This is a genomic window from Mesorhizobium sp. CNPSo 4688 (genome assembly GCF_057784295.1).
Genome location: NZ_JBWLUY010000018.1, coordinates 49,451 through 73,079, shown reverse-complemented (window position 1 = coordinate 73,079; position 23,629 = coordinate 49,451). Strand labels below are relative to the sequence as shown.

Below are 23,629 nucleotides of genomic sequence, written 5' to 3'. Positions count from 1 at the left end.
GGCAAACAGGAGTCTCCCATGGCAAAGACCGCGCACGCGACGAAACCCAGGCCTTGGACCGAGATGGCAACCCATCTGGTCGATGTCGCGACCGGGCGCAAGCCGGCCGATCTCGTCATTCGCAACGGCCGCTGGGTAAATGTGCATTCGGGCGAGATCATCGCCGGCACCGACATCGCCATTGCCGGTGGTCGCTTTGCCTATTGCGGGCCGAATGCCAGCCATGCCATCGGCCAGGGCACCAAGGTGGTCGACGCCGGCGGCCGCTATCTCGTGCCCGGCCTTTGCGATGCGCATATGCATGTCGAGAGCGGCATGGTGACGGTGACCGAATTCTGCCGCGCCGTCATCCCGCATGGCACCACTTCGATGTTCATCGACCCGCATGAGATCGCCAATGTGCTGGGGCTTCCCGGCGTGCGGCTGATGCATGACGAAGCTGTCGCCATGCCCATCAACGTGCACGTCCAGATGCCGTCCTGCGTGCCGTCCGCACCCGGGCTGGAGCATGCCGGCGCCGAGCTGACGGTTGCCGACGTCACCGAGGCGATGACCTGGGAGAACATCATCGGGCTGGGCGAAGTGATGAATTTCCCCGGTGTCGCCGCCAACGATCCGGTGATGTCGGGCGAGATCGCCGCCACGGTGAGGGCCGGCAAGACCGTTGGCGGCCACTATGCCTCGCGCGATCTCGGCCTGCCGTTCCACGGCTATGTCGCCGGCGGTCCGGAGGACGACCATGAGGGCACGCGCGCCGAGGATGCGATTGCGCGCGTGCGCCAGGGCATGAAGGCGATGCTCAGGCTCGGCTCGGCCTGGTATGATGTCGCCTCGCAGATCAAGGCGGTGACGGAGAGCGGGCTCGATCCGCGCAACTTCATCCTGTGCACCGACGACAGCCATTCCGGCACGCTGGTGCATGAGGGCCATATGGACCGGGTGGTGCGCCATGCGATCCAGCAGGGGCTGAAGCCGGTGACGGCGATCCAGATGGCGACGCTCAACACCGCCCAGCATTTCAAGCTGGAGCGCGAGATCGGCTCGATAGCACCGGGACGGCTGGCCGACCTGCTGATCGTCTCCGATCTCGCCGCCATGACCATCGACGAGGTCTATGGCCGCGGCGTCAGGCTGGCCAAGGCCGGCAAACTCGAGATCGACATTCCGGCCTATGACTATCCGAAGACGGCCAAGAACACGGTCAAGCTCGGCAAGAAGCTGAGGGCAGGCGACTTCGACATTGTGGCCCCCAAGGGCGCCAACGAGGTGCGGGTCAGGGTCATCGGCGTCATCGAGAACCAGGCGCCGACGCGGGCGCTGGAGGCCGATTTGCCGGTCGAGGACGGGCTGGTCGCCATGGATCGCCGCAACGACATCTGCCAGATCGCGCTGGTCGAGCGCCACAAGGGCACGGGCGGCGTCACCAACGCCTTCGTCTCCGGCTTCGGCTATATGGGCGACTGCGCCATGGCCTCCAGCGTGGCGCATGACGCCCACCACATCATCTGCGTCGGCACCAACAAGGAAGACATGGCGCTGGCCGTCAACCGGCTGGGCGAGGTCGGCGGCGGCGTGGTGTTGTTTTCAAAGGGCAAGGAACTGGCGCTGGTTGAAATGCCGATCGCCGGGCTGATGTCGGACGAGCGCGCCGAGATTGTCGCCGCCAAAGCCGAGGAGCTGACCGAGGCGATGCGCAAGATGGGTTGTTCCCTGAACAACGCCTACATGCAGCACTCGCTGCTGGCGCTGGTCGTCATCCCGGAGCTCAGGATTTCTGATGTCGGCCTGATCGACGTGACGACGTTCCAGAAGGTCAACCTTTTTATATAAACTGTTCGGGGATATCCGAGCCCGCCGTAGCTCTGTGTGGAGTTTTGTAAGCGGAATTAGAAGAGATAATCTTCAAAGAAGGATACAGCAATCCCTAACACAATAGATCCAAAAAATGCAATATAAGCGTACATATCGTTTCTATTTTCTATTTTTCGCCATCGTTGCGTATCCTTATCAAGGAGATTGAAATAAACTAGAATACCAATACCAGCTAAGCCAAATATCCACATCGAGTACGGCACGAGATAATATCCTTCACCCACCAGTGGCGATGGTCAGCACCTTGAACGGAGTGGTGATGACGACTTCGGCCATGGAGCCGACCGCCTTGCCGATCCCTTGGCCGATGTCGTCAAACTCGCCCGGATCGTTCGATCGCAGGGCGGCTGGTGTGCGCAGTCGGTCACCGAGCAATTGCACCAGGATCGGATTGTCCGCGAACTTGGCGTGGTTCAAACGGTCACCGCCCTTGGTCTTGGTCAGATCCGCCACGACCACGCCATAGCTGGCGAGGTCGGCCGCATTGCCGTAGTCGCCGACACGCGGCTTGTCGCCGGAGAGGAAGGACGACAGCTTCAGCGCACGGTCGTCTCCCGAGAGCAGGATGGCGAACGGCTTGTCGGGCTTGCCGTAGCGGATCATCTGTTTCTTGAAGACGTCGACATCGATATCGGGCGAGGCCAGGACGACATAGCCGAGCTTGCCGCCGAGATCGCGGTCGCCGGTGATGGCGAGCTGGCGCAGCGCCTCCATCGTCACCCAGGTGCCCATCGAGTGGGCGATGATATCGATGCTTTTCACCCGGGTCTTTGCGAGCATCCTGAGCGTCGCCTCAAGGTCGTCGCGGGCGGCGTTGGCGCTGTCCTTGTCGTAGATGTAGCCCGTGGTCTTTCCGCTCGAAGCCCAGGAAAACAGCACCGGCGTGCCCGGATATTGGGTGTCGTGGGCGATTTGCGTCAGCCGGTAGACGCCGTCGTCGAAACCGTTGTTGAAGCCGTGCACGAAGACCAGTGCGCGGTCGCCGTTTGCAGCGATGTTGGCGCCGACCGCCTTGGCGAATTGCGGGGCGTCGCCGTAGTGGACGACGTCGGTGGCGGTGAACTGCTTGGCCGGGTTGGACTCGGCCGAACCCTTGGCGCGCTCGATGGCGCCGAGCTGGTGCACCTTCGGCACGGTGACGTCGACGCGGGCGTAGCTGGTGGTCAGCGAACGGTCGCCGTCGAACACCTGGCGCGGATCCTTGGTCGCCGGCTGGCGGGTGGTGGCGACGAAGATTTCATGCGTGGCCGCGATGTCGGAGGCGGGCACCGACACCGTCGTCTTGTTCAGGAGGTCATGCGTGTTCTGGCCGGCGCAGCCGGCGACAGCGAGCGCGAACGCAAGGACGAGGACGGTCTTCCAACGCACGTTCACGCGGGCTCCCGCTGGCGCATGGCGCCGATTTCTATGTCGATAGAGGCAGAGACCGGCCCGGTCCAGTCGAAAATGAGCGGGCCGCGCGGCATTTGCGAAGTCGCGCGGCAACGGTAGCCGCAGGGCAACAGCCTATTGTCCGAGCGCGCTGATGCGGTCGGTCACCGTCTGATCGCTGGCAAAGCCGTCATCCTCGCGCAGCCGCTGACCGATCATCTTCACCAGTTCGGGATTGTCGGCGAATTTGGTGTGGTTGAAGCTGTCGGTTCCCTTCACCTTGGAGAGATCGACCACGGTGACGCCATAGGCAGCGAGGTCGGCGGCATCCTTGTAGTCGCCGACGCGCGGCCGCGAGCCGGCGATCAGGCCGGAGAGCCTGAGCGCACGGTCATCGTCGGAGAGCAGCAGGATGAACGGCTTGTCCGGCTTGCCGTAGCGGCGCATCTGGCTCTTGAACACGTCGACATCGATATCGGGCGAGGCCAGCACCACGTCGCCGAGCTTGCCGCCAAGATCGCGGTCGCCGGTGATGGCGAGCTGGCGCAGCGTTTCCATGGTGACCCAGGTGCCCAGCGAATGGGCGACGATGTCGATGCGCCGCGCGCCGGACTGCTGCAGCATGCGCAACGTCACTTCGAGCTGGTCCCGGGCGGCACTCGCACTTTCCTTGTCATAGACATAGTCGGTGGTCTTGGCGCCCGATGCCCAGGAAAACAGCACCGGCGTGCCGGGATAGCCGGAATCATGCACGATCTGCGTCACGCGGTAGACGGCGTCGTCGAAGCCGGTGTTGTAACCATGCACGAAGACCATGACGCGGCCGCCGCGCGCGGCGATATCGGCGTTGAGCGCGGCGGAAAATTTCGGCTGCGCGTCATAGCCGACAACCTCGGAAGCCATGAAGTATTTCGCCGGGTCATTCGACTTGCCGCGCGAGCGGCGCTCGATCTGGCCGGTCTGGTGGATGCCGGGAACGGTGACGTTGACGCGCGCATAGTTCAGCGTCGCCGAGCGTTCGCCGTCGAAGACCTTGTTGGGATCGTCGGATTTCTTACGTGTCGTGGCGATGAAGATCGAGTGATTGCCCGAGATTTCGGTCACCGGCGTGGACATGACGGCGCTGCCGAGCAGTTCCTCGGTTTTGCGGCCGCCGCAGCCCGCCACAAGCAAGGCAAGCGCAAGAATGCAAATCGTCTTCAAACGCACGTCAAAATTCCACTTAAGCCCAAAAGGGCCATCCACCCTCCGCGACACCTCCCGGACAGGCCAAGTGCGGCGGAAGTAAGTCGTGTCCAGCCTAAATGCGTTCAGCGCCGAGCCACGGTCATCGCACTGTTGCGCGAAAGCCAAAATGGCGGCAGGAACGCCGGTATGTTGGAGAAGGGCAGCACCTCGGGCTTCAGCCTTATGCCGAGCACCTCCACCATGAAGGCACGGCGCGCCTCGATGCGTCGCCAGGCCTCGGGATAGCGACCCGCGAACTCCTCGCGCAAGGCATGGTCTGCGAGCGCGATGCCGTCCTCGATGTTGGTGGTGAAATAGCTGGTTCCGGTCGCCGGGATGATGTCGACCTGCAGCGCCATGCCCGATTGCAGCTTTATGTCCGAACCGGAAAACACCGGCGAATGCATCCATTCGTCGATGTGGACGAGATGGCCGGGATTGAGCGAGACGCCGAAGAATGGATCACCGATGCGGTCATGCACGGCTTTCCACAGGGCACCGCCGGTAACGCCAATGCCGATGGTCTCGTACCAGTCGACGACGGCGGCGAAATAGGGCGCGACCAGCTTGTCGACATAGTCGTTTATCCCGCGCGGCAGCTCCTGCGCACTCTCGACCAGGAAGCCGGCACGGGCATTGAGCGAGCCCTGGATGCCATAGGCCATGGTGATGGGGTCGCCGCGCTTGATGATGTCAAGGCGCGGGCTTGGCAGGCCGTAGGGCGCACGCTTGCCGGCGGACAGCATCGGGTGGCAGCACAAGGGCAGGCCGTTCATGCCCATCAGCCGGGCTGCCTGCAATTCGGTCATGCCGGGCTCAATTCCTTGCAGCACATTACGCAGGCCTTGCGAGGAGAAGGTCGCGGCGAATTCGAAGGCTGCCAGTTGGTCGGCCTCGTTGATGGCGCGCAGACCATCCGTCGGGTTCATCAGAAGGTTGGCGGCATTGACCACCGCGCCCTTGTCGCCAGCCAGTGTGCGCAGCGTATCGGCGATGAAGGACGGCAGGTCGAGCGTCGCCTCGCCAAACCCGCCATCGCCGGGGCCGAACGGTTTCCAGCCGATGGCGCCGATCTTCTGGCCGATCTTCAGGCCGCAGGCGGCAAGCGTGTCGGAGAGGGAGGCGGAGCGGTCGCGTGGCTGCGCCGGCAGCGAGAAGGTCTGGTAGAGGACGCGCTCATAGGGTCCGTCGCAGATCTCGGCGTAGCCCCAGCCCTCATTGCCGACGAGAAGTTTTGGCGGGTTGCCTGGAACGATAACCAGCAAAGTCTCCTCGAAACGCGGGTCGTAACCGCTGAGATAAGCGACATTGGCGGCATGCTCGCGGTCGCCATAGACGGCGAAGGCGTCGAGCCCGGCTTCGGCGCCGCGCGCCAGCAGAGCCTCGATGCGCGCTTCATAGGTCCGGCGCGCAAGCAGTGGCATGGTGGTCGGCTCGCCGAATGCAGGAAGCGCGACGGTCTTCAGGGCGACAGCCGAAACAGGCATGAAGATGGCTCCAATGAATTTCTTTCGGTACGTCAAAGCGGCCGCGCCGCATCGGTGGCCGCAAACGGCGAATTGTGCAATAGGCTTGGCATTCCAACCATGTGATCCTGGGTGATGGCGCCATGAACAGTTTCTCCTCCCGCGTCGCCATTGCTGCCGCAGCGATCCGCGAAATCTTTCCCGAAACGCCGCTGCAGGAAAACGACTATCTGTCGAAGAAGACCGGGGCGCGGGTGCTGTTGAAGCGCGAGGATCTTTCGCCGGTGCGCTCCTACAAGATCCGCGGCGCCTTCAATTTCTTCCGCAAGGCGCTTGCCGCCGGCAACGAGGCCGAGCTTTTCGTCTGTGCTTCGGCCGGCAACCATGCGCAAGGCTTTGCCTTCGTGTGCCGCCATTTCGGCAAAAAGGGCGTGGTCTTCATGCCGGTGACGACACCGCAGCAGAAGATCGACAAGACGCGGCTGTTCGGTGGTGACTTTGTCGAAATCCGGCTGGTCGGCGATTTCTTCGACGACTGCTACCGCGCCGCCTTCGAATTCACCGAAAGTTCCGGCGCGCATATGGTGCCGCCTTTCGACCACAAGGACATTATCGAGGGGCAAGCCACCGTTGCCTATGAGATCGCCGACCAGATGCCCGGCGCGCGCATGCCCGACATCATCATGCTGCCGGTCGGCGGCGGCGGCCTGGCGGCCGGGGTGACGCACTATTTCGCCGACCAGCAGCGCGAAGCCCGCTACGTCTTTTGCGAGCCGGCCGGGGCGCCGAGCCTGCATGAGAGCCTGGCCAGCGGCAAGCGTATCAAGCTCGCCAATGTCGACAATTTCGTCGACGGCGCGGCGGTGGCGGAGATCGGCCGCGAGCCGTTGCGTTACCTGAAGGAGTTCGCCGCTGACGCCGTGCGGCTGATCCCGGAAAACCGGCTCTGCGCCACCATGATCGAAATGCTCAACATCGAAGGCGTGGTGCTGGAGCCGGCCGGCGCGCTGGCGATCGATGCGCTGAAGGATTTTTCGCGGAAGGAGATCCGCGGCAAGACCATCGTTGCGGTGGTGTCGGGCGGCAATTTCGATTTCGAGCGGCTGCCCGACGTCAAGGAGCGGGCGCTGCGCTTCGAGGGCTTGAAGAAATACTTCATCATCCGTTTCCCGCAGCGGCCCGGCGCACTGCGCGACTTCTTGGAAATGCTCGGTCCCGACGACGACATTGCCCGCTTCGAATATCTGAAGAAATCGGCGCGCAATTTCGGTTCGGTGCTGATCGGCATCGAAACCAAGGACCGGCGCAATTTCGACCTGCTGAAGGCGAATTTCGAGGCCGAGGGCGTCCACTATCAGGACATCACCGACAACGAGACCCTGGCGGGGTTCATCATATGAGCGCCTCGGTCTTTGTTGCGCTGTTTTCCGGCATCAATGTCGGCGGCAACCGGATCGTCAAGATGGCGGAGTTGCGGGCATTCTTCGAGGAACTCGGCTTCACCGACGTCGCCAGCTATGTGCAGAGCGGCAATGTCGTGTTCCGCGCCAAGAAGGGCGATGCGGCCACGCTGACGAAACAGCTTGAGGCAGCGTTCGAGAAGAAATGGGGCTTTCATTCGCGCATCATGGTGCGCGATCTCTCCTGGTTCGAACGGCTGGTAAGTGAAAATCCCTATCCGGAAGTGGCCGGCGACCCGACCAAGCTTCACGCCTATACGCTGGAGCGCCAGCCGACAGCGGACGAAATTGCCAGGCTTGCCGAAAAGTGCACCGGCCCCGAAAGTTTCGAGGTCAAGGGCGACGTGCTCTACCTCAAGGCGCCGGACGGGCTCGGCAAATCGGTGTTCGCCAATCTGATCCCGCGCGTGCTCAAAGTGCCGGGCACCGCGCGCAACTGGCGTTCGGTGCTGGCTCTGCTGGAGATGGCCGGCAAGGCCGGCGCAAAATAGAGTTATGCCGCCGGCGCGTGCTTCCAGTCGAAGATCAGCTCTTCCCGGAAAGCAAAACGCTTGATGTGATCGGCAACCACACTTTGCAGGCGCTCCAGCGATCCGTCTTCATCCGTCGACACCGTGATATGCAGCGCTGCCGCATCGGCATCGAGAACCGTGCGGCCGAGCGACAGATCGATGGTGCCATGGTTCGGGTCGAACTCGACGGGAAATTTGTGCGCCCAATGCTTGCACAGCTGCTGCAGATAGCGGCTGGCATAGGCGGTGGTGACATCGACACGGCTGGTCGGCATGAATGAATTCTCCTGGACGGAGCGCTGGCTTTGACTGGCTCGCGCGTCAGGCAGGTAAATAGGTGCGGTCGCCCGAAATGGCAAAGGCGGCCGGCTTGGTCGCGCGGCCGCCTCGCTCAAGATGGCGTGATCGCTACCATGTGCCGGTGTTGGGCATCGACGCCCACGGCTCGGCCTTGGGCTTGGCCGGTCCCTTCTGCAGCAGTTCGAACGAGATGCCATCCGGCGACTTGACGAAGGCCATGTTGCCGTCGCGCGGCGGCCGGTTGATGATGACGCCATTGTCCATCAGATGCTGGCAGGTGGCGTAGATGTCGTCGACCTCGTAGGCGAGGTGGCCGAAATTGCGGCCGCCCTTGTAGTCCTCCGGATCCCAATTGTAGGTCAGTTCGATCAGCGGTGCCTTTTCGGCGATGCCGCTCTCTACGTCCTCGGAGGCGGCGAGGAAGATCAGGGTGAAGCGGCCCTGCTCGTTTTCGTAGCGGCGCACTTCCTTCAGGCCGAGCTTGTTGACATAGAAATCGAGCGAGACATCGACGTCGGCGACACGGACCATTGTGTGGAGGTAGCGCATAGGATTTCCTCGGGGATGTTTGGGTTGCGAGGCAACATAGGGTCCACCCCGCCGAAGGGCAACGAGCATCGGACCGAAAAAGCGGTAGCCGGTTTTGGAAAAGTCAGATTGCTCTGACAAAAGCGTCGGACGCAAGTGGTTGCCAATTCCGGCAAAATCCTGCGCAAATTGCCGACCGGTTGACGGCCTGGACAGATCGTCATTGCGGCCGGCAGCAACGCCGGCAAACAACAAATCAGCTATTCTTGTATCCAACCGTGAAAAAAGGCACGGCAGGTCTTGCACACCCGGGAAGCGGCGGTGTTAATCTGATGTCAAGAATCACTTGCGGTTTTCTTGAAAAAAAGGGGGCGTTCTTATGGGGGATAGGGCCTCTTCCACGAGGCGGGATGAGAACCTTGACGACGCCTTGAAGCGCGACAGTGGCGGCGATACCGCCGATCTGGTCGAAATCGCCGGCGCCATCAAATGGTTCGACGTGGCCAAGGGCTACGGCTTCATCCTTCCCGATGACGGTTCTTCGGGCGACATCCTCCTCCATGTGACCTGTCTGCGAAAGGACGGTTTCCAGACGGCGTTGGAGGGCGCGCGTGTCGTGTGCCTCGTCAAGCATGGCGACCGTGGCTTGCAGGCGTTCCGGGTGCTGTCCATGGACACCACCACTGCGATCCATCCGGCCGAGATGCAGGAACAGCGCACCCACGTGTCGGTGACGCCGGAAAGCGGGCTCGAAAGGGCGCTGGTGAAGTGGTTCAACCGCACCAAGGGCTTCGGCTTCCTGACCAGGGGCGAGGGCACCGAGGATATCTTCGTCCATATGGAGACGCTGCGCCGCTACGGCATCACCGAACTCAGACCCGGGCAGGTTGTTCTGGTGCGCTTCGGACGCGGTGACAAAGGCCTTATGGCTGCCGAGATTCACCCTGATATGGGGACCTTGCCGGTCGCGCATTAGAGCAATTCCAGGAAAAGTGTGAGCGGTTTTCCGTCCGGAATTGCGTCAAAACAAAAGTTGGAGCGGTTCGCCGTTTCGGTGAAACGGTGAAACGCTCTAGGACGCGAGCCATCCCGACGAATTCGGGACGGCTCTCTTTCTTTGTTTTCTTGGTTTCACCACGATCTTATCCGAATATCTGAGACCACTTTTTGGGATCATGGTTTCCGGTCGAGGATTTCAGATGGCGCACAGGAACTGGCTGACTGCGGGCGCGCTCTGCGTCATCGTTGCCGTGGCCGCCGGCGCCTATTTCTATTCGGGGCAGCCGACCGCATCCCAGCAGGCTCCCGCCGGCGACAGCCAGGCGATGATCCTTCCCGTCGATCCAACACCGCTGGTGGTGGCGACGAAAGGCGGAGACAAATCCTTCACCATCGAGGTCGCGAACACCGAAGCGGAGCGCGAGGCCGGCCTGATGCATCGCCAGGACATGGCGGACGATCATGGCATGCTGTTCGTCTTCGAGATGCAGAAGCAGGTCGGCTTCTGGATGCGCAACACGCCGATGCCGCTCGACCTGATCTTTGTCGGCCAGGACGGCAAGATCCGGGCGGTCAAGCATGGCGAGCCGTTCTCCGATGCCGTCATCTCGCCAGGCGTTCCGGTGCGCTTCGTGCTCGAGCTCAAGGCCGGCATCGCCGCCAAAAACGGCATCGAATATGGCGATCTGCTGCGCCATCCGGCCGTTGGTACGGTGTCCGGGCCCGGCATGCCGCCCCCGGACAAGGGCGATTCGCCCACGCCCGGCGCCGGCTGAGCGGCGTCGATGCAGTTCTTTTCGCATGACGGGTTCGATCTCGCCTTCCTCGACCGCCAGCCGGCGTCGGGCGAGGGCGATCCGGTGCTGATGATCCACGGCTTCGCCTCCAGCCACTATGTCAACTGGGTGTCGCCGGGCTGGTTCAAGACGCTGAACGACGCCGGCTACCGCGCCATCGCCTTCGACAATCGCGGCCATGGCTCGTCGTCGAAGAGCTATGACGAGGCCGACTATACGCCGGCCAAAATGGCCTCGGATGCGGCAGCGCTGCTCGACCATCTCGGCATCGGTCGCGCGCATGTCATGGGCTATTCGATGGGCGCGCGCATCTCGGCGTTCCTGGCGCTGTCCGATCCGGACAAGGTGGCGACGCTGGTCTTCGGCGGCCTCGGCATCGGCATGGTCGATGGCGTCGGCGACTGGGACCCGATCGCCGAAGCGCTGCTGGCCGATGATCCGGCCGCCACCAGCCATCCGCGCGGCCGCTCGTTTCGCGCCTTCGCCGATCAGACACGTAGCGACCGCCGGGCGCTGGCGGCCTGCATCGCAAAGTCGCGTGAATTGCTCAGCGAAGACGACATGACGCGCATCGCCCAACCGACGCTGATTGCCATCGGGACGAAAGACGATATCGGCGGTTCGCCCGACGAGCTTGCCGCGCTGATGCCGAACGCCAGGGCGTTTCACATCGAGGGCCGCGACCATATGCTGGCCGTCGGCGACAAGACCTTCAAGCAGCGCGTGCTGGAGTTTTACGCCGAAAATCCGCTCTGAGGCGGATGGCCGCTATGGTTGATCTTCTCGTTACCTACATGGAGATGCGCCGGGCCGATCTGGCGCCTGCGCGCGTCAAGCCGACAGCAGGCGCCGCTGTGGCACTGGAAAGGCTGGACGGCGCCGGTTACATCAGCCTCTACCGCGCCGTCGGCGAGCCTGTGCAGTGGGACCAGCGGCTGCGCATGGCGGCTGGAGACCTCGAGCGCCTGTTGGCTCTATCCTCGACACACATCCACGTGCTGCGCGTCGAGGGCGTGGCCGCTGGTCTCTGCGAATTCAACGGCGTGGGTCAGCCCGACGTCGAGCTGGTCCATTTCGGACTGGTTCCTGCTTTCCAGGGTCGCAGGCTCGGGCCGTTCCTGCTCGACCGGGCGCTTCGCGCCGTCTGGTCGCATGCGCCGCGAAGGGTCTGGCTGCATACGGACACCTATGACCATCCGTCGGCGCAATCGGTCTATGGGCGGGCAGGTTTCAAGCCGTATGAGCAGCGCATGGAAACTTTTCCAGACTAGCCGGGCCTCCCTCCGGAGTTTCTGGTCAGTCAAACCGCGAGAGCTTCGATCGAGCGCGCGATGTTTTGCCTCGCCTGCGGTTCGAACCGGCGCCGGAATTCATCGGTGTGGAAGATGTGGTCGCGGGCGAGAAAACTCTTCAGGACGGCGGCGCGGCCGGCGCGCCACATCGGCTCCTCGACCCAGGCATATTCCTGTCGGACCGCGTGCTCATAGGCGTCGAACGCAGCCGGCGCGGCGCCCAGGATCGACAGATCCATGTCGAGGAAAAGGCTGGCGTCCCGCAGCGCCGCCGCATCGTCTAACGACGGCAGCTGGTGCGTTGCTGTGGCAAGGATCATCGCAGCGATGCGGCTCAAGCGTTCCGCATCGGTGCGTCCAGCCAGGTCTTTCTCGGCAAGGGCCGCACTTCGCGCCTCATTGTCCTTGGCCTTGCTGTCATAGATGGCGTCGTGGAACCAGATTGCGGCTTCGACGGCTTCGGGGTCGTGCAGCAATGCGCGATAGTCCTCGGCCAGCGCCAGCATCGCCTCGATATGTCTAAGGTTGTGGTAGTGGCGGTCTTCGCCCCGATAGAGCTCCGAGAGTTGCCCCTTCAGCGGTTCGTCGATCAAGTGCTGGTCTTTCAAGCCTGTCATCCGTCCAGTTAACCGATCTCAGCCCCTCGGAGTCAAAATCAATCATTTCGAACCTTGCGCGGGCAGGGGCTCTGGGGAATTCTGCCATTCCATCTCAACTGAGGAGGGTGACATGACGAATACCGTGCCGGGAACGATCGACATGAAGCTCGAGGCCGTCATCATTGCCGTTGCGGATACTGAACGGTCCAAACAGTTCTATGGCGGCCTGGGTTGGCGGCTCGATGCCGACTTCGTCGTCGGCGATGCGTTCCGGGTCGTGCAGTTCACACCACCGGGCTCGCCATGCTCGATCCATTTCGGCAAGGGCCTGACGACAGCCGCGCCAGGCTCGGCCAAGGGGCTTTATCTGGTGGTGTCCGATATCGTTGCTGCGCATGCCGAACTCGTGGCGCGCGGCGTCGAGGCGAGCGAAGTGTTTCACCGTGCGGGGCCTGGGCAGCCGCCGGTCAGCGGCAGGCATCCGGAAGGGCGCAGCTATTCCTCCTTTGTCACATTCAGCGATCCGGACGGCAACGGCTTCATCCTGCAGGAAATCACTCAGCGTCTGCCCGGGCGCGTGGACGCCGGCGACACGATATTCACCTCGTCGGGCGAGCTTGCCGCGGCACTGCGACGCGCGGCGGCGGCACATGGCGAGCATGAGAAGCGGACCGGCGGACAGTATGATGTGAACTGGCCCGACTGGTATGCGGAATATATGGTGGCGGAACAGGCCGGAAAGCCGCTGCCGACCTGAATGGCCCGGTATCGCGCGGGTCCGCTGGCCCGTTTTCCGGCGAGCCGGGGATCAAGGGTTCGTTTTCCATGGCGGCTTGAATCCGCGTGAACCAAATCCATTTGATGAGTGACTAAGGAAAATTGAGTTCAATCGTGCTAAGATCTGGCCTATATGTGCGGCCGGACAACAAGCCGGCAGGCCGGAGACGTCGATGAACAGCATTACGATTGCCCGCCCCACAATGGTGCAGCCGGTCGATCCGATCTGGCGCTCGATACGCGACGAGGCGATGGAGGCGGTGAACCGCGACCCGCTTCTGGCGGCGTTCCTCTATTCAACCATCCTCAACCAAGAGAGCCTGGAAGAGGCGGTCATCCACCGGCTGGCCGAGCGGCTTGCGCACCAGGACATCGGTTCCGACCTCATCCGCCAGACCTTCAAGTCGATGCTAGCCGACGACAAGGAATGGTCGTCGATCGTGCGTGTCGACATCCAGGCCTATTACGACCGCGATCCGGCCTGCGACCGCTTCATCATGCCGGTGCTCTATTTCAAGGGGTTCCACGCCATCCAGACGCACAGGCTGGCGCATTGGCTGTGGAATCAGGGCCGCAAGGATTTTGCGCTCTATCTGCAGAGCCGCTCCTCCTCGGTGTTCCAGACCGACATCAACCCGGCGGCCCGCATCGGCAAGGGCATCTTCATCGACCACGCCACCGGCCTCGTCGTCGGCGAGACGGCGGTGATCGAGGACGATGTGTCGATCCTGCACGGTGTGACGTTGGGCGGCACCGGCAAGGCCGGCGGCGACCGTCACCCCAAGATCCGTTACGGCGTGCTGATCGGCGCCGGCGCCAAGATCCTCGGCAACATCGAGGTCGGCCATTGCTCGAAGATCGCGGCAGGCTCTGTGGTGCTGTCGCCGGTGCCGCACAACAAGACGGTTGCCGGTGTGCCGGCCCGCGTCGTCGGCGAGACCGGCTGCGACCAGCCTTCGCGCCAGATGGACCAGCTTTTGCCGTCGCAGTCGATGGACCAGGTCGTCAGCTTCGACATCTGATTTGCACGATCCGGTGTGCCGGGCTGAAGTCCGGCTACCGACGCTGTTGCCCCTTAACTTCGCGTTCTATCCAGCCGGCTTGCCTTTACATCGCCATTGTCGACGTGCCAGAAGCGCGTTCCAACGAGCAAGCCCGACGATCGGAGAAGACTTTTGAAGCCGGACGAAATCAGAAAGCTGGACGCCTATTTCAAGCGCGTCTTCCAGAATCCCAAACTCGAAGTGAAGGCGCGGCCGCGCAAGGAAGATTCGGCCGAGGTCTATGTCGGCGACGAGTTCCTCGGCATCGTCTTCAAGGACGAGGACGATGGCGATTACAATTTCTCGATGGCGATCCTCGACATCGATCTGGCCTGAGCCAGGACTTTGCGGCTGACCGGACCTGCCATGGTGCAGGCCGGCGGCTTTTCATATTCAGAAAATATGCAACGACTTCAGCCAGCTATCTCGCTGTCTTGAGGACACGCGTGGCCTCGGCGACGATTGCCGCGTCAAGCGTCGGCCAGTTGTCCAGAAGTTCCCGGGGAAAGCGGTAGGTCAGGCTGAGGCTGTCGCCGACCTGGATGTCGCGCTCGCAAGGCGCCAGCGATTCCTCGGCACTTGGTCCGCTCAGGCAGCGGGCGACGAACGGATCCTTGCCGGCGCGGCCGGCAACCGCAAGCACCTCGTTGAGATAACCTGATTTTTCGCTGAAGCCGTAAATCATCGTGCCACCGGGGCCGGGCGTTCCGGGCTGGCGGATCAGCGCGCTGTAGATCGGTGCGAAACGGCCGCTCATGTCGCGCGACATCATCTGCGGTTCGAACGACAGGAAGATGATGTTTTTGGCCGTTCCCGTGTGGTTGAAGTCGTCGCGGGCGGCTTCGCTGTAACCCTCCATCTGGGGATAGCGCAGATAGAGGTCGAGGCGCGAAGCGAGGCCGTCGCGGCGCGCCTGCAGGAAGCGGATGGCGTTGGCCGGCACGGCAATGACATTGTTGCCGATCACCACCCGATGGACCGTGGTGTCGTCGGTATAGCCGGCCATGGCGATCGAGCGGCCGAACCATTTGCCGCCAAGGCTGATCGCCAGCGACAACAGAGCCAGTGCCGCAAAGGCATAAAACACTCGCTTCATCAGCACGGAATCGACGACGTTGAATTCTTCGGCGGTCGCTGCCTGCTTCATTGCAATCCCCATAATGGCCGCTCCTGTCCTTGGACGGCACACACGCCGCGGCATGGCTCTTGCAACGCGGCTGTCGGGTGCAACTGTGCGATTTCATGGTAAACGGAAGGTAAAGATGAGCCCGCTGCTGCTCGTTCTGTTCGCTTTTGCCGTCGGGCTCACCGCCTGCGGGCTTGCCGGATCCGTGATGGAACTGACGGCCGGCCGCCGGCTTGCTTTCGCCGAGCCCTATGTATCGCCGGCGCACATCCTGCGCTCGCTGGCCGCGACGGCCTGCGCCGGGCCGTTCATGCTGGCCAACGATGCGCTGGATGCGCGGCGCGAGGGCCGTATTTCGACGCTAATGCTGATGTCCTGCGGCTGCACCGTGATGGCCTGGGCGCTGGCGCTGGGCATCGTGCTGATCGCCATTGCCTCCTGGGGCGTCGGCTCGCCTGGAGCGGCTCAGCTTTTGGTGGAATCGCTGGCCCGGTATTTGTCTTGAACGGAAAACCACTGCGCGGTTTTCCTTGGATTGTTTTAGGGTTCGTTCCGCCTGAGACGAATCGGAGACTAAAATGCCGACCTATGCGATCGACGGAAAGGCGCCTCGTTTCGAGGATGCCGACAGCAACTGGATTGCGCCCGACGCGACGTTGATCGGCGACATCAAGGTCGGCCGCAACGCCGGCTTCTGGTTCGGCGTGGTCATCCGTGGCGACAATGAGCCAATCGTCATCGGCGCCGACAGCAATGTCCAGGAGCACACGGTGATGCACACCGACCCCGGCTTTCCCCTGACGATCGGGCAGGGCTGCACCATCGGCCACCGCGCTCTGCTGCATGGCTGCACGATCGGCGACAACAGCCTGATCGGCATGGGCGCCATCGTCCTCAATGGCGCCAGGATCGGCAAGAACTCACTGGTCGGCGCCAGCGCGCTGGTCACCGAAGGCAAGGAATTCCCCGATAATTCGCTGATCGTCGGCTCGCCCGCGCGGGTGATCAGGACGCTGGACGAAGCCGCGATCGTCAGGCTGCGCGCCTCGGCCGCGCACTATGTCGCCAACGGCAAGCGGTTCAAGGCCGGGCTGAAAGAGACGTAAAGCTCAGCCGGCCAAGCCTTGTCGCCGGCGGTAAATTGCGCCCAACTTACCGTCTGTCGGAGCCGCGCCCGGCCATCGCATCGCGCAGCAATGAAGCGCCGGCCTCAAAGCCGGCATTGTCGGCTTCCTCGAGGGGCGTCGTATAGTCATCAATCCGCGTTTCGAGCGCCGGGTCGGCGCCTGCCGCCAAAAGAAGGCGGATCGCATCGACACTGCGGATGGCCACCGCATAGTGAAGCGGCGTCCAGTCGTTCACGCCCCGCATGTCGGGGTCGGCGCCACCGTCGATCAGCACCCTGACGACTTCCAGCCTATCGGTTCGGTCGGTGGACAGCGCGGCAATGATTGCCGGAAACCCGCCATGATCCTGGTAATTCGGATTTGAACCGGCATCCAGCAACGTCGAGATAAAGCCGAGGGGGCTCCAATAGATCGCATACTCCAGCGGATGGCCGAGGCCGAGCTCGAACGGCATGCGCTCGTCGAACCAGCGGGGCGAGCCGCCCAATGCTACGCCGAGCCCCTCGAAATCGCCGGCCTTGAAGGCATCGTCAATCGCCTTGAACAGGCGATGGCGCTCGCACCGATCTTCCGGGATTTCCAACATCGCCGTGATCCAGACCAACGGCATATAGTGCTTCGATCTTCTGTGCGTGAAAAGGTGCGTCGCGATCTTCAGGTGCGCCTGGCTTCTGCCTTGCGGTGGAAATGGTGGAGCCGGCCCGGGGACGGGGCCGGCTCCTAAAACCCGGTCGTTGGGGACGGGGAGGGTGGGGACTCGACCGGGCTTTCTCGTCGCGTCCTGAGCGGACGTGATTCTTGTTTAGCGTCCTAACGGACGCTGGCAACCGCGTCGGCGCGGCCGTCATTGATCGTCACCCAGACGCCGGAATTCGTGTCGGACTGGCGCTTCAGATAGGTGTAGTCGGTGTCGGTCCAGGACAGCACCTTGGACTCCAGATTATCGAGGATGAACTCGCCGAGGCTGGTGCGCACAGTCAGCACCGCATGACCGTCGCCGTTCGGCTGGCGCGCTACGGTCATCAACAGATTGCCGGCCGGAACGCCGAGCGCCATCAATTCGCGGCGCTTCTCAAGCGCATAGTCCTCGCAATCGCCGAAGCCGCTGTCGGGGTAGGACCAGACCTCTTCCTTGCCCCACATTTCCATGTCGGTGCGCGGCACGATCCGGGTGTTGACCGAATTGTTGATGCTGACGATCGACGCCCACAGCTTGCGGGTCAGTTCGACCGGCGCCTGCTTGGGTGTGCGCTGCGCGCATTCCTGTGGCAGCTTCTGGCAGAATTCGTAATGACCGACCGGCTGTGTCGTGCGGCCGCCAGTGTGCATGTAGGCCGGTTCCGCTGCTTCCGCCGTTCCCCAAGCGGAAAGCTGCATCGCCATTGCCAAGAGCAACAGCTTGCCCCACGTCTTCGCCATTTGGTCAGTCTCCCCGTTTGAGGAGACAATGACACGGGTCGATTTATTTCACGCAAAAACCCGAAGTAGACATTGAGTAAAACCCCAATAGAATAAGCGTAAAATTTGATCTATTTTAATATAAAATCGTTCAGGTCTCTGCGCAAAAACCACGGTGTCGGGGCGCGGATTTCGACCGGCGCCGTGGATTTGCGGCGTTCCGCACCGCTGCAAGAAAAAGCAGACGGAATGCCAGGTGACAAAAACCGGCCGCGAAGGGCCGGTTCGTTTTTTACTGCATGTTGTCGATCGTTCAGGCGCGCGGCGCGTTGAACTCGGAATCGAGCGTTTCCGGGCGCTGGATGACAGCGAATTCGATGGCGACGCCGTCCTCGAACTGACGCACCACCTGGCCGCGCATGGTTCCAAGCATCACCTGGATGCCGATCGCCGGCTTGACGTCGATCTCGACCGCCGCGCCCGACAGGGACAGGTCGATAATGCGGCACTGATACTGGCGCCCATCGGTGAGCTGTAGCACGCTGGTCGGGTTTCGCGGCGCCACGCGTTCGTGGCGGCGATCTTCCGGCAGATCGAGTTCATGCTTGTTGGCAAGCCAGGTCAGCTGTGCGGCAAGCTTGTCCTTCTTGCGGTCCGAGGCAATGACGGTCATGGCAAAGCCGTCCTGCAAGGTGCGCGTCACCACGCCCTCGATGCGGCCGATATGATCGATATAGGCAATGACTTTTTCGCCCGGCATGCCGACGCGCTCGGTGCGCAGCGCGACATTGCCCGGCGACATGTCGACCACCTGGCACGGGTGTTCGGTGCGGTCCTCCAGCATGAACCGTCCGTAGATCTTAACCCGGACGCGCTGAAAGTTACGCCTTTCGGCGCGGGACGGCGCATATTCGACCGCCGCTGACCTCATGACTGCCTACACCCCGTTGGCATTCCCGCATCGCGCGTGGAACTTCACGCTGAAACGCTACAGCAAATCAGGTTAACAAAGGGGAAAAGCGGGCCGCCGATACTTAAGGTCGGAGCCTGGTTTTGAGCCTAAAGCGCGTCGTGTTTGAACGCATTCAGGCGACATGCACTATTCGCCACGCCCTCCCTCGAACACGACGAGGTGGCGGATGCGTCGCGACCGACCGAGCGCCGAGATGGTCTCCGGCGCTTCGAGCTCGGTAGGAGCCAGCGAAGGAACGGATATTTCCGGCCGGTTTTTCAGGAACATCGGTTCCTTGTCGGGATCGATGACACGGATGGAATCGATCAAGGCGTCGGTGATCGGGTCTGCGCCCAGCCAGAACGGCTTTTCGACGGCGCTGACGACGCCGAGGCAGCGCGGGTTCTCGACACCGCCGTCGAGCGGCAGGGCAAGCAGTTCGAAGCGGTTCGAACGGCCGTTGCGGCTGAACCCCTCATAGGTGATGAGCACTACGGATTTCTGCTCGAAGACGCCGTGAATGAGCCGCGACACCAGCCGCTGGTCCTTTTCGCGCCACAGCGACGGGAAGGAAAAGCCCTTGAGTTCGCGGCCATAGCCGGCGCAAAGCCTGGTGCCGGCAAGCCGGAACACCGCTTCGCCGCGCGTGTCCCTTTCCAGGATGAATGTATCGGCCAAAAGCGCCTTGATGTCGGCCGGTTCGACTTCCGATCGCTTCGGGGCAGGGCGCCCATCACGCAGCCGGTTCCAATATTGGAACAGCGTGATTGATCCGTTCTGGTTCATGCTATGCGGCTCCGCGCGATCTGTCTTTTGGTGTCCCATCGGTGAACAGAAAGGGCGCTCTCCGATGACTTACATGCGGTGCCTCGCAGGATGCGTGCCAGCGTCGTTAACACTTGTTCACGGGTCGGGGACGTTAAGGTTAACAAGTGGTTTACGTTGCGCGCGCGAGGCCGCCATGGCACAGCAAAACCACTCCAGAAGCGGTCGTTTCGCGACGATCGGCAGCACTTCAGTCAAGAGTTTTAGGGGGAGCAGGGGCTCGACCGGCCGTTCAAGGGAAACCTTGGACGGCTTCTTTTTGATTCGCACCCGGTGATTCGCGCGCTTCGAAAACGGTCGAGGGTCTCGACGCCAAGCTTTCTGCCGTCGGCGAGCGATGAACGCGCCGCCACCAGCTGGATCCCTCCAACTGATCCCTTCTCCCTCGCTTGCGGCCAGGGATATCGTCGGGAGGGTGGGCTACCTGTTCCCTGGCCTAACCGCCGCTGATTGCCGTCAGGATAAAAACCTCGGTGCCGGGCGCAAGCCTGGTTTCCAGGGTTGCCTTCTCGCCATCGACGAAAACGTTCATATGGCGGCGGATGGCAGGGCGGGAATCGCACATCCGGTCGCGCATGCCGGGCCAGAGCGCGTCCAACCCTTCGATCATTTCCTTCACAGTCGAGGCCGGCAGTTCGACCCGGCGCGGCGCGCCAGGAAACAGGTCGACGAGCACGCCCGGGAGCCGCGCGATGACATGGTGCACACTGCGGGCGGGGTTGTTCGACATTTGCCCTACTCGCCCAACACCATCGTCTCGACGGACAGAATCTGGGGCAGATGCTGAGCGATCTCCGACCAGTTTTCGCCTTCGTTGGCACTGGCAAAGAGCGAGCCGCCGCTGGTGCCGAAATAGACTCCGGCCGGATCGAGGCTGTCGGTCGCCATAGCCTGCCGCAACACGCCCGCATAGCAGTTCTCCTGCGGCAGACCCTTGCGCTCGTCGAGCCATGTGGCTCCAGCATCCTTCGTCTTCCAGACCGCCGCCTTCGCGTCCGGCACGTAACGGCCGGCGCTGTCGCCGTTGAGCGGCAGAAGGAAGAGCGTGTCGGCGTCGCGCGGATGCGTTGCCGCGGGAAAACCGAAGGTCGATGGAAGGCCCTTCTCGATGCTCTGCCAGTTCTTGCCGCCATCGTCGGAGCGGTACATGCCGCAATGGTTCTGCTGGTAGAGCCGGTCGGGCTTGCCGGGCGCCATCACCAGGCAGTGTACGCACTGGCCGAATTCTGGATAGTTTTGTCCTTCGGGCAGGAAGTCGGCGCGGGTGCCACGGTTGCGCGGCTCCCACGTCTTGCCGCCGTCCCAGGTGTAGAACACGCCTGCGGACGAGATGCCCACCCAGATCTGCTCCTCGTCTCTGGGGTGCGTGACGATGGAATGGAGGATGAGGCCCGCGCCACCTGGGTTCCAGTCCTTGCGGCTCGGGTGATGCTGCAGGCCCTCGATGTGGCTCCAGGTGGCCCCGCCGTCGTCGGAGCGAAACAGGCCGGCCGGCTGCACGCCGGCATAGAGGCTGCCGTTGCGCTTGGCGAGGCTCCACACCGCCTTGATCGGTTCCTCGCCAACCGCATAGGCCAAGCCCTCGCTGGAATGCGTCCAGGTCTGGCCAAGGTCGTCCGACTTCCAGACCGCCGGACCGAACCATTCGTTGCCGCCGGCGCCGTAGATCGCCCCGGTCGCGGGGTCGCCGACGACATGGTTCATCGGCCAGTGCTCGCAGAACGGACCGCGCAGCTTCCACGACCCGCGCTTGCCATCGCTCTCGGCGATGAAGGCGCCCTTTTTTGTGCCGATGAGCACGAGGATTTTTTCTGGCATTTTCTCCTCCCGATTGCGCCGCTTTCATCAAGGACGGTGGAGCGCGGGCCTAGCCGACAGGGCCAACGATTTTTTTTCAGTCTAAACCCGTCGAGGCCAAGGTGAGAAGATCTGCCGCCTCCCTGGCTCTGGCATCGGGGATAGCGCGATCTGTGCTGTCATCACCTGCCGCCGGGCTGGAGAGGTGTCAGAGGATGCAGGCAGTTTCAACCGAAGCATCCTTGCTCTAAAGCTCGCGGAACGAATTCCTGGACCCAAGTGAATGAGCGAACCGACAAGCCCCGCCGAGACCGAACAGACCGAAGAGGCGCCGCCGCCGCGCCGCGAGCCGGTGTTCAACCTGCCACCGGTGGTGCTGGCGGTGATCGGCATTTGCGTCGCCGTGTTCCTGCTGCAGCAATATGTGCTGACCGAGGACCAGCAGATAACATTGCTCACCGACGGGGCCTTCATTCCCGTCCTCTACACCGGCCAGTACGGCTTCGACTGGTTCCTCTTCACCCGTCCTTTCACCTATGCCTTCATGCATGGCGGCCTTGCCCACATTGCCATCAACATGGTTGCGCTGGCCGCCTTCGGTTCGCCGCTGGCCAACCGTCTCGGCTGGTTCTGGTTCGCATTGTTTTTCGCCGCCACCGGATTGGCCGCGGTGGTGCTGTTCTGGGCCGTCCATCCATACGGCGAAGCGCCGCTGGTCGGCGCTTCCGGCGCGATATCGGGCATGATGGGTGCTGCGGCGCGTTTCGGATTCCGTACCGACCGCTCGTCCGGCAGGGCTGCCTTTGCCGGTCCCGTGCTGCCGATCGCAATCGTTCTGCGCATGCGCGGCGTCGTCAATTTTCTCGGCGCCTGGATGATCATCAATCTCGTCACCGGCCTCTATGGTCTCGGGCTCGGCGCGCCCGGCCAGATCGCCTGGGAGGCGCATATTGGCGGGCTTGTCGCCGGTTTCTTCGGATTGCGCTGGTTCGACCGGCGCTGGCGGGCGCCTGAATGGGAAATAGCCGACGACCAGCACACCCCCGACCAGCACACTTGAAATGCAACCGTTCACGGCGCACGATGTTCACTCTTATGTGAAGCCGGTCTGGGGGAGCTGGCTAGCCAAGCAGGAGGAGGAGGACGCCATGACGGTTAAGGCAATTCTCGAGAAAAAAGGCCATGACGTGTTCACGCTCGGGCCGAATGTAAAGCTGAGCGAAGCCATTCGAATCCTGGCCGACCACAAGATCGGTGCACTGGTCATCACCAATGGCGATCACAAGATCGTCGGTATCCTTTCCGAGCGTGACATCGTGCGGGTCGTTGCCAAGGAAGGCGCTGCCGCACTTGATATAGCGGTGCGCTCGGCGATGACGCCGAAAGTGAAGATCTGCAACGAGAACCACACGGTCAACGAGGTGATGGAGATTATGACCAAAGGCCGGTTCCGCCATCTGCCGGTGGAAAAGGACGGGATGCTCGACGGCATCGTGTCGATCGGCGACGTGGTCAAGCGCCGTATCGAGGATGTCGAGCGGGAGGCTGAAGAGATTCGGGCCTATATCGCAACGGCTTGACTCGACGAAGAACCCGCCGACCGGAAGACCGGCCGGCGGTATTTTACTCTATCGGTTGTCGAGTTCGGAGCGGACGAGCTGCAGTCCGCGGCTTGTGATGCGGTAGGGGCCGCCATCGCAAGACGAAACCGCCTTCCTCCGCCTCAGTTTTCGAAACAGATCGAGATCGACGCCTGGATAGTGCCAGCCGTCGCGGGTCATGCATTTGACCGACGCGATCCGTCTTTTGTGGTTCTTTTCGACTTCAATGCGCCCGCCCTGTGCGAGCAGGTGCAGGATGAGCTGTTCAGTGCGCGAAATATCCATTGGAGAAATTCCCGGGAAAACGAAAAATGCCGCCGCCGCGAAGCTTCGCGGCACGGGGTTTCAGGTCTTCTTGCCCTGCCTCGCTAAGAGGTCAGGGCCCTACCGGGACTGAGCGTAAGTGGACATCCACTCTCCATTGGGATGGGCGTCCTATAGGCGAAAGCGGCCGAAAAGGCCAGACTGCGGCTTTGGCCTTGTCTCTTTTGGCGGTTTGCACTAGCGAAGTTTTCACATCCAAATATGCGTCTCACGCATATCCGAGAATTCTAGGTACG

28 protein-coding genes are annotated in these 23,629 nt (G+C 62.3%); 14 read left to right on the top strand and 14 right to left on the bottom strand.

Translation table 11 applies throughout. The annotated features are described in order from the left end of the window. The first annotated feature begins 18 nt into the window (after positions 1 to 18). Positions 19 to 1,830, top strand: coding sequence for an adenine deaminase (gene ade / locus AC04SH_RS28015; RefSeq protein WP_488577412.1), 1,812 nt, complete (start codon positions 19 to 21; stop codon positions 1,828 to 1,830). A 258-nt stretch (positions 1,831 to 2,088) separates the two neighbouring features. On the opposite strand, the gene AC04SH_RS28010 is transcribed toward ade, so the two are convergent. The 3 genes from AC04SH_RS28010 to AC04SH_RS28000 form a co-directional block, all read right to left on the bottom strand. Next, positions 2,089 to 3,246, bottom strand: coding sequence for an alpha/beta hydrolase (locus AC04SH_RS28010; protein ID WP_488577411.1), 1,158 nt, complete (start codon positions 3,244 to 3,246; stop codon positions 2,089 to 2,091). A gap of 132 nt (positions 3,247 to 3,378) precedes the next feature. Beyond that, positions 3,379 to 4,452: an alpha/beta hydrolase gene (locus AC04SH_RS28005; RefSeq protein WP_488577410.1), complete on the bottom strand. Its 1,074-nt coding sequence runs from the start codon at positions 4,450 to 4,452 to the stop codon at positions 3,379 to 3,381. Between the two features lie 101 nt (positions 4,453 to 4,553). Beyond that, positions 4,554 to 5,957, bottom strand: a complete 1,404-nt coding sequence (locus AC04SH_RS28000; RefSeq protein ID WP_488577409.1) for an aminopeptidase P family N-terminal domain-containing protein — start codon at positions 5,955 to 5,957, stop codon at positions 4,554 to 4,556. Between the two features lie 122 nt (positions 5,958 to 6,079). Here AC04SH_RS28000 and ilvA point away from each other — a divergent pair, with 122 nt between their 5' ends. Both ilvA and AC04SH_RS27990 read left to right on the top strand, forming a co-directional pair. Then, positions 6,080 to 7,336 carry a threonine ammonia-lyase IlvA gene (gene ilvA, locus AC04SH_RS27995; RefSeq protein ID WP_477352998.1) on the top strand — a complete coding sequence of 419 codons (1,257 nt, stop codon included), beginning with the start codon at positions 6,080 to 6,082 and terminating at the stop codon, positions 7,334 to 7,336. Then, positions 7,333 to 7,887, top strand: coding sequence for a DUF1697 domain-containing protein (locus tag AC04SH_RS27990; RefSeq protein WP_488577408.1), 555 nt, complete (start codon positions 7,333 to 7,335; stop codon positions 7,885 to 7,887). The genes ilvA and AC04SH_RS27990 overlap by 4 nt, the downstream gene beginning before the upstream one ends. Positions 7,888 to 7,889: 2 nt before the next feature. Here AC04SH_RS27990 and AC04SH_RS27985 read toward each other — a convergent pair whose 3' ends face one another. Together AC04SH_RS27985 and AC04SH_RS27980 are read right to left on the bottom strand one after the other, a co-directional pair. Continuing rightward, a complete protein-coding gene (locus AC04SH_RS27985) occupies positions 7,890 to 8,183 on the bottom strand; it encodes a DUF2218 domain-containing protein (protein ID WP_488577407.1) in 294 nt (97 codons plus the stop codon). Positions 8,184 to 8,316: 133 nt separating this feature from the next. Continuing rightward, positions 8,317 to 8,757: a VOC family protein gene (locus AC04SH_RS27980; protein WP_112563411.1), complete on the bottom strand. Its 441-nt coding sequence runs from the start codon at positions 8,755 to 8,757 to the stop codon at positions 8,317 to 8,319. Positions 8,758 to 9,115: 358 nt separating this feature from the next. Between AC04SH_RS27980 and AC04SH_RS27975 the strand changes: the two genes are divergently transcribed. The 4 genes from AC04SH_RS27975 (at position 9,116) to AC04SH_RS27960 (ending at position 11,803) form a co-directional block, all read left to right on the top strand. Beyond that, complete coding sequence (locus AC04SH_RS27975; RefSeq protein ID WP_477238312.1) at positions 9,116 to 9,712, top strand: cold-shock protein; 597 nt, start codon at positions 9,116 to 9,118, stop codon at positions 9,710 to 9,712. 223 nt (positions 9,713 to 9,935) lie between these two features. Continuing rightward, positions 9,936 to 10,511: a DUF192 domain-containing protein gene (locus tag AC04SH_RS27970; RefSeq protein WP_488577406.1), complete on the top strand. Its 576-nt coding sequence runs from the start codon at positions 9,936 to 9,938 to the stop codon at positions 10,509 to 10,511. A 9-nt stretch (positions 10,512 to 10,520) separates the two neighbouring features. Then, positions 10,521 to 11,288, top strand: coding sequence for an alpha/beta fold hydrolase (locus AC04SH_RS27965; RefSeq protein WP_488577405.1), 768 nt, complete (start codon positions 10,521 to 10,523; stop codon positions 11,286 to 11,288). Between the two features lie 14 nt (positions 11,289 to 11,302). Further along, the gene (locus AC04SH_RS27960) at positions 11,303 to 11,803 is read left to right on the top strand and encodes a GNAT family N-acetyltransferase (protein WP_488577404.1); all 501 of its coding nucleotides are present in this window, start codon (positions 11,303 to 11,305) and stop codon (positions 11,801 to 11,803) included. A gap of 29 nt (positions 11,804 to 11,832) precedes the next feature. Here the strand turns inward: AC04SH_RS27960 and AC04SH_RS27955 are convergent, their stop codons facing one another. Further along, a complete protein-coding gene (locus tag AC04SH_RS27955) occupies positions 11,833 to 12,441 on the bottom strand; it encodes an HD domain-containing protein (RefSeq protein ID WP_488577403.1) in 609 nt (202 codons plus the stop codon). Between the two features lie 112 nt (positions 12,442 to 12,553). Here AC04SH_RS27955 and AC04SH_RS27950 point away from each other — a divergent pair, with 112 nt between their 5' ends. From AC04SH_RS27950 to AC04SH_RS27940, 3 genes are all read left to right on the top strand, one after another. Continuing rightward, positions 12,554 to 13,180, top strand: coding sequence for a VOC family protein (locus tag AC04SH_RS27950; protein ID WP_488577402.1), 627 nt, complete (start codon positions 12,554 to 12,556; stop codon positions 13,178 to 13,180). 193 nt (positions 13,181 to 13,373) lie between these two features. After that, positions 13,374 to 14,222 carry a serine O-acetyltransferase gene (gene cysE, locus AC04SH_RS27945; RefSeq protein WP_112563436.1) on the top strand — a complete coding sequence of 283 codons (849 nt, stop codon included), beginning with the start codon at positions 13,374 to 13,376 and terminating at the stop codon, positions 14,220 to 14,222. Positions 14,223 to 14,375: 153 nt separating this feature from the next. Next, positions 14,376 to 14,579, top strand: a complete 204-nt coding sequence (locus tag AC04SH_RS27940; protein WP_006200852.1) for a DUF3126 family protein — start codon at positions 14,376 to 14,378, stop codon at positions 14,577 to 14,579. Positions 14,580 to 14,664: 85 nt separating this feature from the next. Here AC04SH_RS27940 and AC04SH_RS27935 read toward each other — a convergent pair whose 3' ends face one another. Further along, on the bottom strand, positions 14,665 to 15,390 hold the full coding sequence (locus AC04SH_RS27935) for a hypothetical protein (RefSeq protein WP_488577401.1): 726 nt from the start codon (positions 15,388 to 15,390) through the stop codon (positions 14,665 to 14,667). Between the two features lie 115 nt (positions 15,391 to 15,505). On the opposite strand from AC04SH_RS27935, the gene AC04SH_RS27930 reads away from it, so the two are divergent. Both AC04SH_RS27930 and AC04SH_RS27925 read left to right on the top strand, forming a co-directional pair. Beyond that, positions 15,506 to 15,874, top strand: coding sequence for a DUF6949 family protein (locus AC04SH_RS27930; protein ID WP_488577400.1), 369 nt, complete (start codon positions 15,506 to 15,508; stop codon positions 15,872 to 15,874). Between the two features lie 73 nt (positions 15,875 to 15,947). Next, positions 15,948 to 16,475: a gamma carbonic anhydrase family protein gene (locus tag AC04SH_RS27925; protein WP_488577399.1), complete on the top strand. Its 528-nt coding sequence runs from the start codon at positions 15,948 to 15,950 to the stop codon at positions 16,473 to 16,475. Between the two features lie 46 nt (positions 16,476 to 16,521). On the opposite strand, the gene AC04SH_RS27920 is transcribed toward AC04SH_RS27925, so the two are convergent. From AC04SH_RS27920 to AC04SH_RS27895, 6 genes are all read right to left on the bottom strand, one after another. Next, positions 16,522 to 17,082, bottom strand: a complete 561-nt coding sequence (locus AC04SH_RS27920; protein WP_488577440.1) for an ankyrin repeat domain-containing protein — start codon at positions 17,080 to 17,082, stop codon at positions 16,522 to 16,524. A gap of 224 nt (positions 17,083 to 17,306) precedes the next feature. Next, positions 17,307 to 17,915 carry a transglutaminase-like cysteine peptidase gene (locus tag AC04SH_RS27915; protein ID WP_488577398.1) on the bottom strand — a complete coding sequence of 203 codons (609 nt, stop codon included), beginning with the start codon at positions 17,913 to 17,915 and terminating at the stop codon, positions 17,307 to 17,309. 292 nt (positions 17,916 to 18,207) lie between these two features. After that, on the bottom strand, positions 18,208 to 18,825 hold the full coding sequence (locus AC04SH_RS27910; RefSeq protein ID WP_488577397.1) for a PilZ domain-containing protein: 618 nt from the start codon (positions 18,823 to 18,825) through the stop codon (positions 18,208 to 18,210). Between the two features lie 168 nt (positions 18,826 to 18,993). Continuing rightward, positions 18,994 to 19,632, bottom strand: a complete 639-nt coding sequence (locus tag AC04SH_RS27905; RefSeq protein WP_488577396.1) for a PAS domain-containing protein — start codon at positions 19,630 to 19,632, stop codon at positions 18,994 to 18,996. 475 nt (positions 19,633 to 20,107) lie between these two features. Beyond that, on the bottom strand, positions 20,108 to 20,401 hold the full coding sequence (locus AC04SH_RS27900) for a MoaD/ThiS family protein (RefSeq protein WP_488577395.1): 294 nt from the start codon (positions 20,399 to 20,401) through the stop codon (positions 20,108 to 20,110). A gap of 5 nt (positions 20,402 to 20,406) precedes the next feature. Then, entirely contained in the window at positions 20,407 to 21,489 is a 1,083-nt protein-coding gene (locus AC04SH_RS27895; RefSeq protein ID WP_488577394.1) for a WD40/YVTN/BNR-like repeat-containing protein, read from the bottom strand. A 262-nt stretch (positions 21,490 to 21,751) separates the two neighbouring features. Between AC04SH_RS27895 and AC04SH_RS27890 the strand changes: the two genes are divergently transcribed. Both AC04SH_RS27890 and AC04SH_RS27885 read left to right on the top strand, forming a co-directional pair. After that, positions 21,752 to 22,528 carry a rhomboid family intramembrane serine protease gene (locus AC04SH_RS27890; protein ID WP_488577393.1) on the top strand — a complete coding sequence of 259 codons (777 nt, stop codon included), beginning with the start codon at positions 21,752 to 21,754 and terminating at the stop codon, positions 22,526 to 22,528. 88 nt (positions 22,529 to 22,616) lie between these two features. Next, complete coding sequence (locus AC04SH_RS27885; RefSeq protein ID WP_488577392.1) at positions 22,617 to 23,048, top strand: CBS domain-containing protein; 432 nt, start codon at positions 22,617 to 22,619, stop codon at positions 23,046 to 23,048. Positions 23,049 to 23,096: 48 nt separating this feature from the next. Here AC04SH_RS27885 and AC04SH_RS27880 read toward each other — a convergent pair whose 3' ends face one another. Next, the gene (locus AC04SH_RS27880; protein WP_488577391.1) at positions 23,097 to 23,354 is read right to left on the bottom strand and encodes a YjhX family toxin; all 258 of its coding nucleotides are present in this window, start codon (positions 23,352 to 23,354) and stop codon (positions 23,097 to 23,099) included. Positions 23,355 to 23,629 lie beyond the last annotated feature (275 nt).

Coding starts and splice junctions, on each gene's coding strand:
- ade (WP_488577412.1), top strand. CDS start 19: ATGGCAAAGACCGCGCACGCGACGAAACCCAGGCCTTGGACCGAGATG.
- AC04SH_RS28000 (WP_488577409.1), bottom strand. CDS start 5,957: ATGCCTGTTTCGGCTGTCGCCCTGAAGACCGTCGCGCTTCCTGCATTC.
- ilvA (WP_477352998.1), top strand. CDS start 6,080: ATGAACAGTTTCTCCTCCCGCGTCGCCATTGCTGCCGCAGCGATCCGC.
- AC04SH_RS27990 (WP_488577408.1), top strand. CDS start 7,333: ATGAGCGCCTCGGTCTTTGTTGCGCTGTTTTCCGGCATCAATGTCGGC.
- AC04SH_RS27985 (WP_488577407.1), bottom strand. CDS start 8,183: ATGCCGACCAGCCGTGTCGATGTCACCACCGCCTATGCCAGCCGCTAT.
- AC04SH_RS27980 (WP_112563411.1), bottom strand. CDS start 8,757: ATGCGCTACCTCCACACAATGGTCCGTGTCGCCGACGTCGATGTCTCG.
- AC04SH_RS27975 (WP_477238312.1), top strand. CDS start 9,116: ATGGGGGATAGGGCCTCTTCCACGAGGCGGGATGAGAACCTTGACGAC.
- AC04SH_RS27970 (WP_488577406.1), top strand. CDS start 9,936: ATGGCGCACAGGAACTGGCTGACTGCGGGCGCGCTCTGCGTCATCGTT.
- AC04SH_RS27965 (WP_488577405.1), top strand. CDS start 10,521: ATGCAGTTCTTTTCGCATGACGGGTTCGATCTCGCCTTCCTCGACCGC.
- AC04SH_RS27960 (WP_488577404.1), top strand. CDS start 11,303: ATGGTTGATCTTCTCGTTACCTACATGGAGATGCGCCGGGCCGATCTG.
- AC04SH_RS27955 (WP_488577403.1), bottom strand. CDS start 12,441: ATGACAGGCTTGAAAGACCAGCACTTGATCGACGAACCGCTGAAGGGG.
- AC04SH_RS27950 (WP_488577402.1), top strand. CDS start 12,554: ATGACGAATACCGTGCCGGGAACGATCGACATGAAGCTCGAGGCCGTC.
- cysE (WP_112563436.1), top strand. CDS start 13,374: ATGAACAGCATTACGATTGCCCGCCCCACAATGGTGCAGCCGGTCGAT.
- AC04SH_RS27935 (WP_488577401.1), bottom strand. CDS start 15,390: ATGAAGCAGGCAGCGACCGCCGAAGAATTCAACGTCGTCGATTCCGTG.
- AC04SH_RS27930 (WP_488577400.1), top strand. CDS start 15,506: ATGAGCCCGCTGCTGCTCGTTCTGTTCGCTTTTGCCGTCGGGCTCACC.
- AC04SH_RS27925 (WP_488577399.1), top strand. CDS start 15,948: ATGCCGACCTATGCGATCGACGGAAAGGCGCCTCGTTTCGAGGATGCC.
- AC04SH_RS27920 (WP_488577440.1), bottom strand. CDS start 17,082: ATGTTGGAAATCCCGGAAGATCGGTGCGAGCGCCATCGCCTGTTCAAG.
- AC04SH_RS27915 (WP_488577398.1), bottom strand. CDS start 17,915: ATGGCGAAGACGTGGGGCAAGCTGTTGCTCTTGGCAATGGCGATGCAG.
- AC04SH_RS27910 (WP_488577397.1), bottom strand. CDS start 18,825: ATGAGGTCAGCGGCGGTCGAATATGCGCCGTCCCGCGCCGAAAGGCGT.
- AC04SH_RS27905 (WP_488577396.1), bottom strand. CDS start 19,632: ATGAACCAGAACGGATCAATCACGCTGTTCCAATATTGGAACCGGCTG.
- AC04SH_RS27900 (WP_488577395.1), bottom strand. CDS start 20,401: ATGTCGAACAACCCCGCCCGCAGTGTGCACCATGTCATCGCGCGGCTC.
- AC04SH_RS27895 (WP_488577394.1), bottom strand. CDS start 21,489: ATGCCAGAAAAAATCCTCGTGCTCATCGGCACAAAAAAGGGCGCCTTC.
- AC04SH_RS27890 (WP_488577393.1), top strand. CDS start 21,752: ATGAGCGAACCGACAAGCCCCGCCGAGACCGAACAGACCGAAGAGGCG.
- AC04SH_RS27885 (WP_488577392.1), top strand. CDS start 22,617: ATGACGGTTAAGGCAATTCTCGAGAAAAAAGGCCATGACGTGTTCACG.
- AC04SH_RS27880 (WP_488577391.1), bottom strand. CDS start 23,354: ATGGATATTTCGCGCACTGAACAGCTCATCCTGCACCTGCTCGCACAG.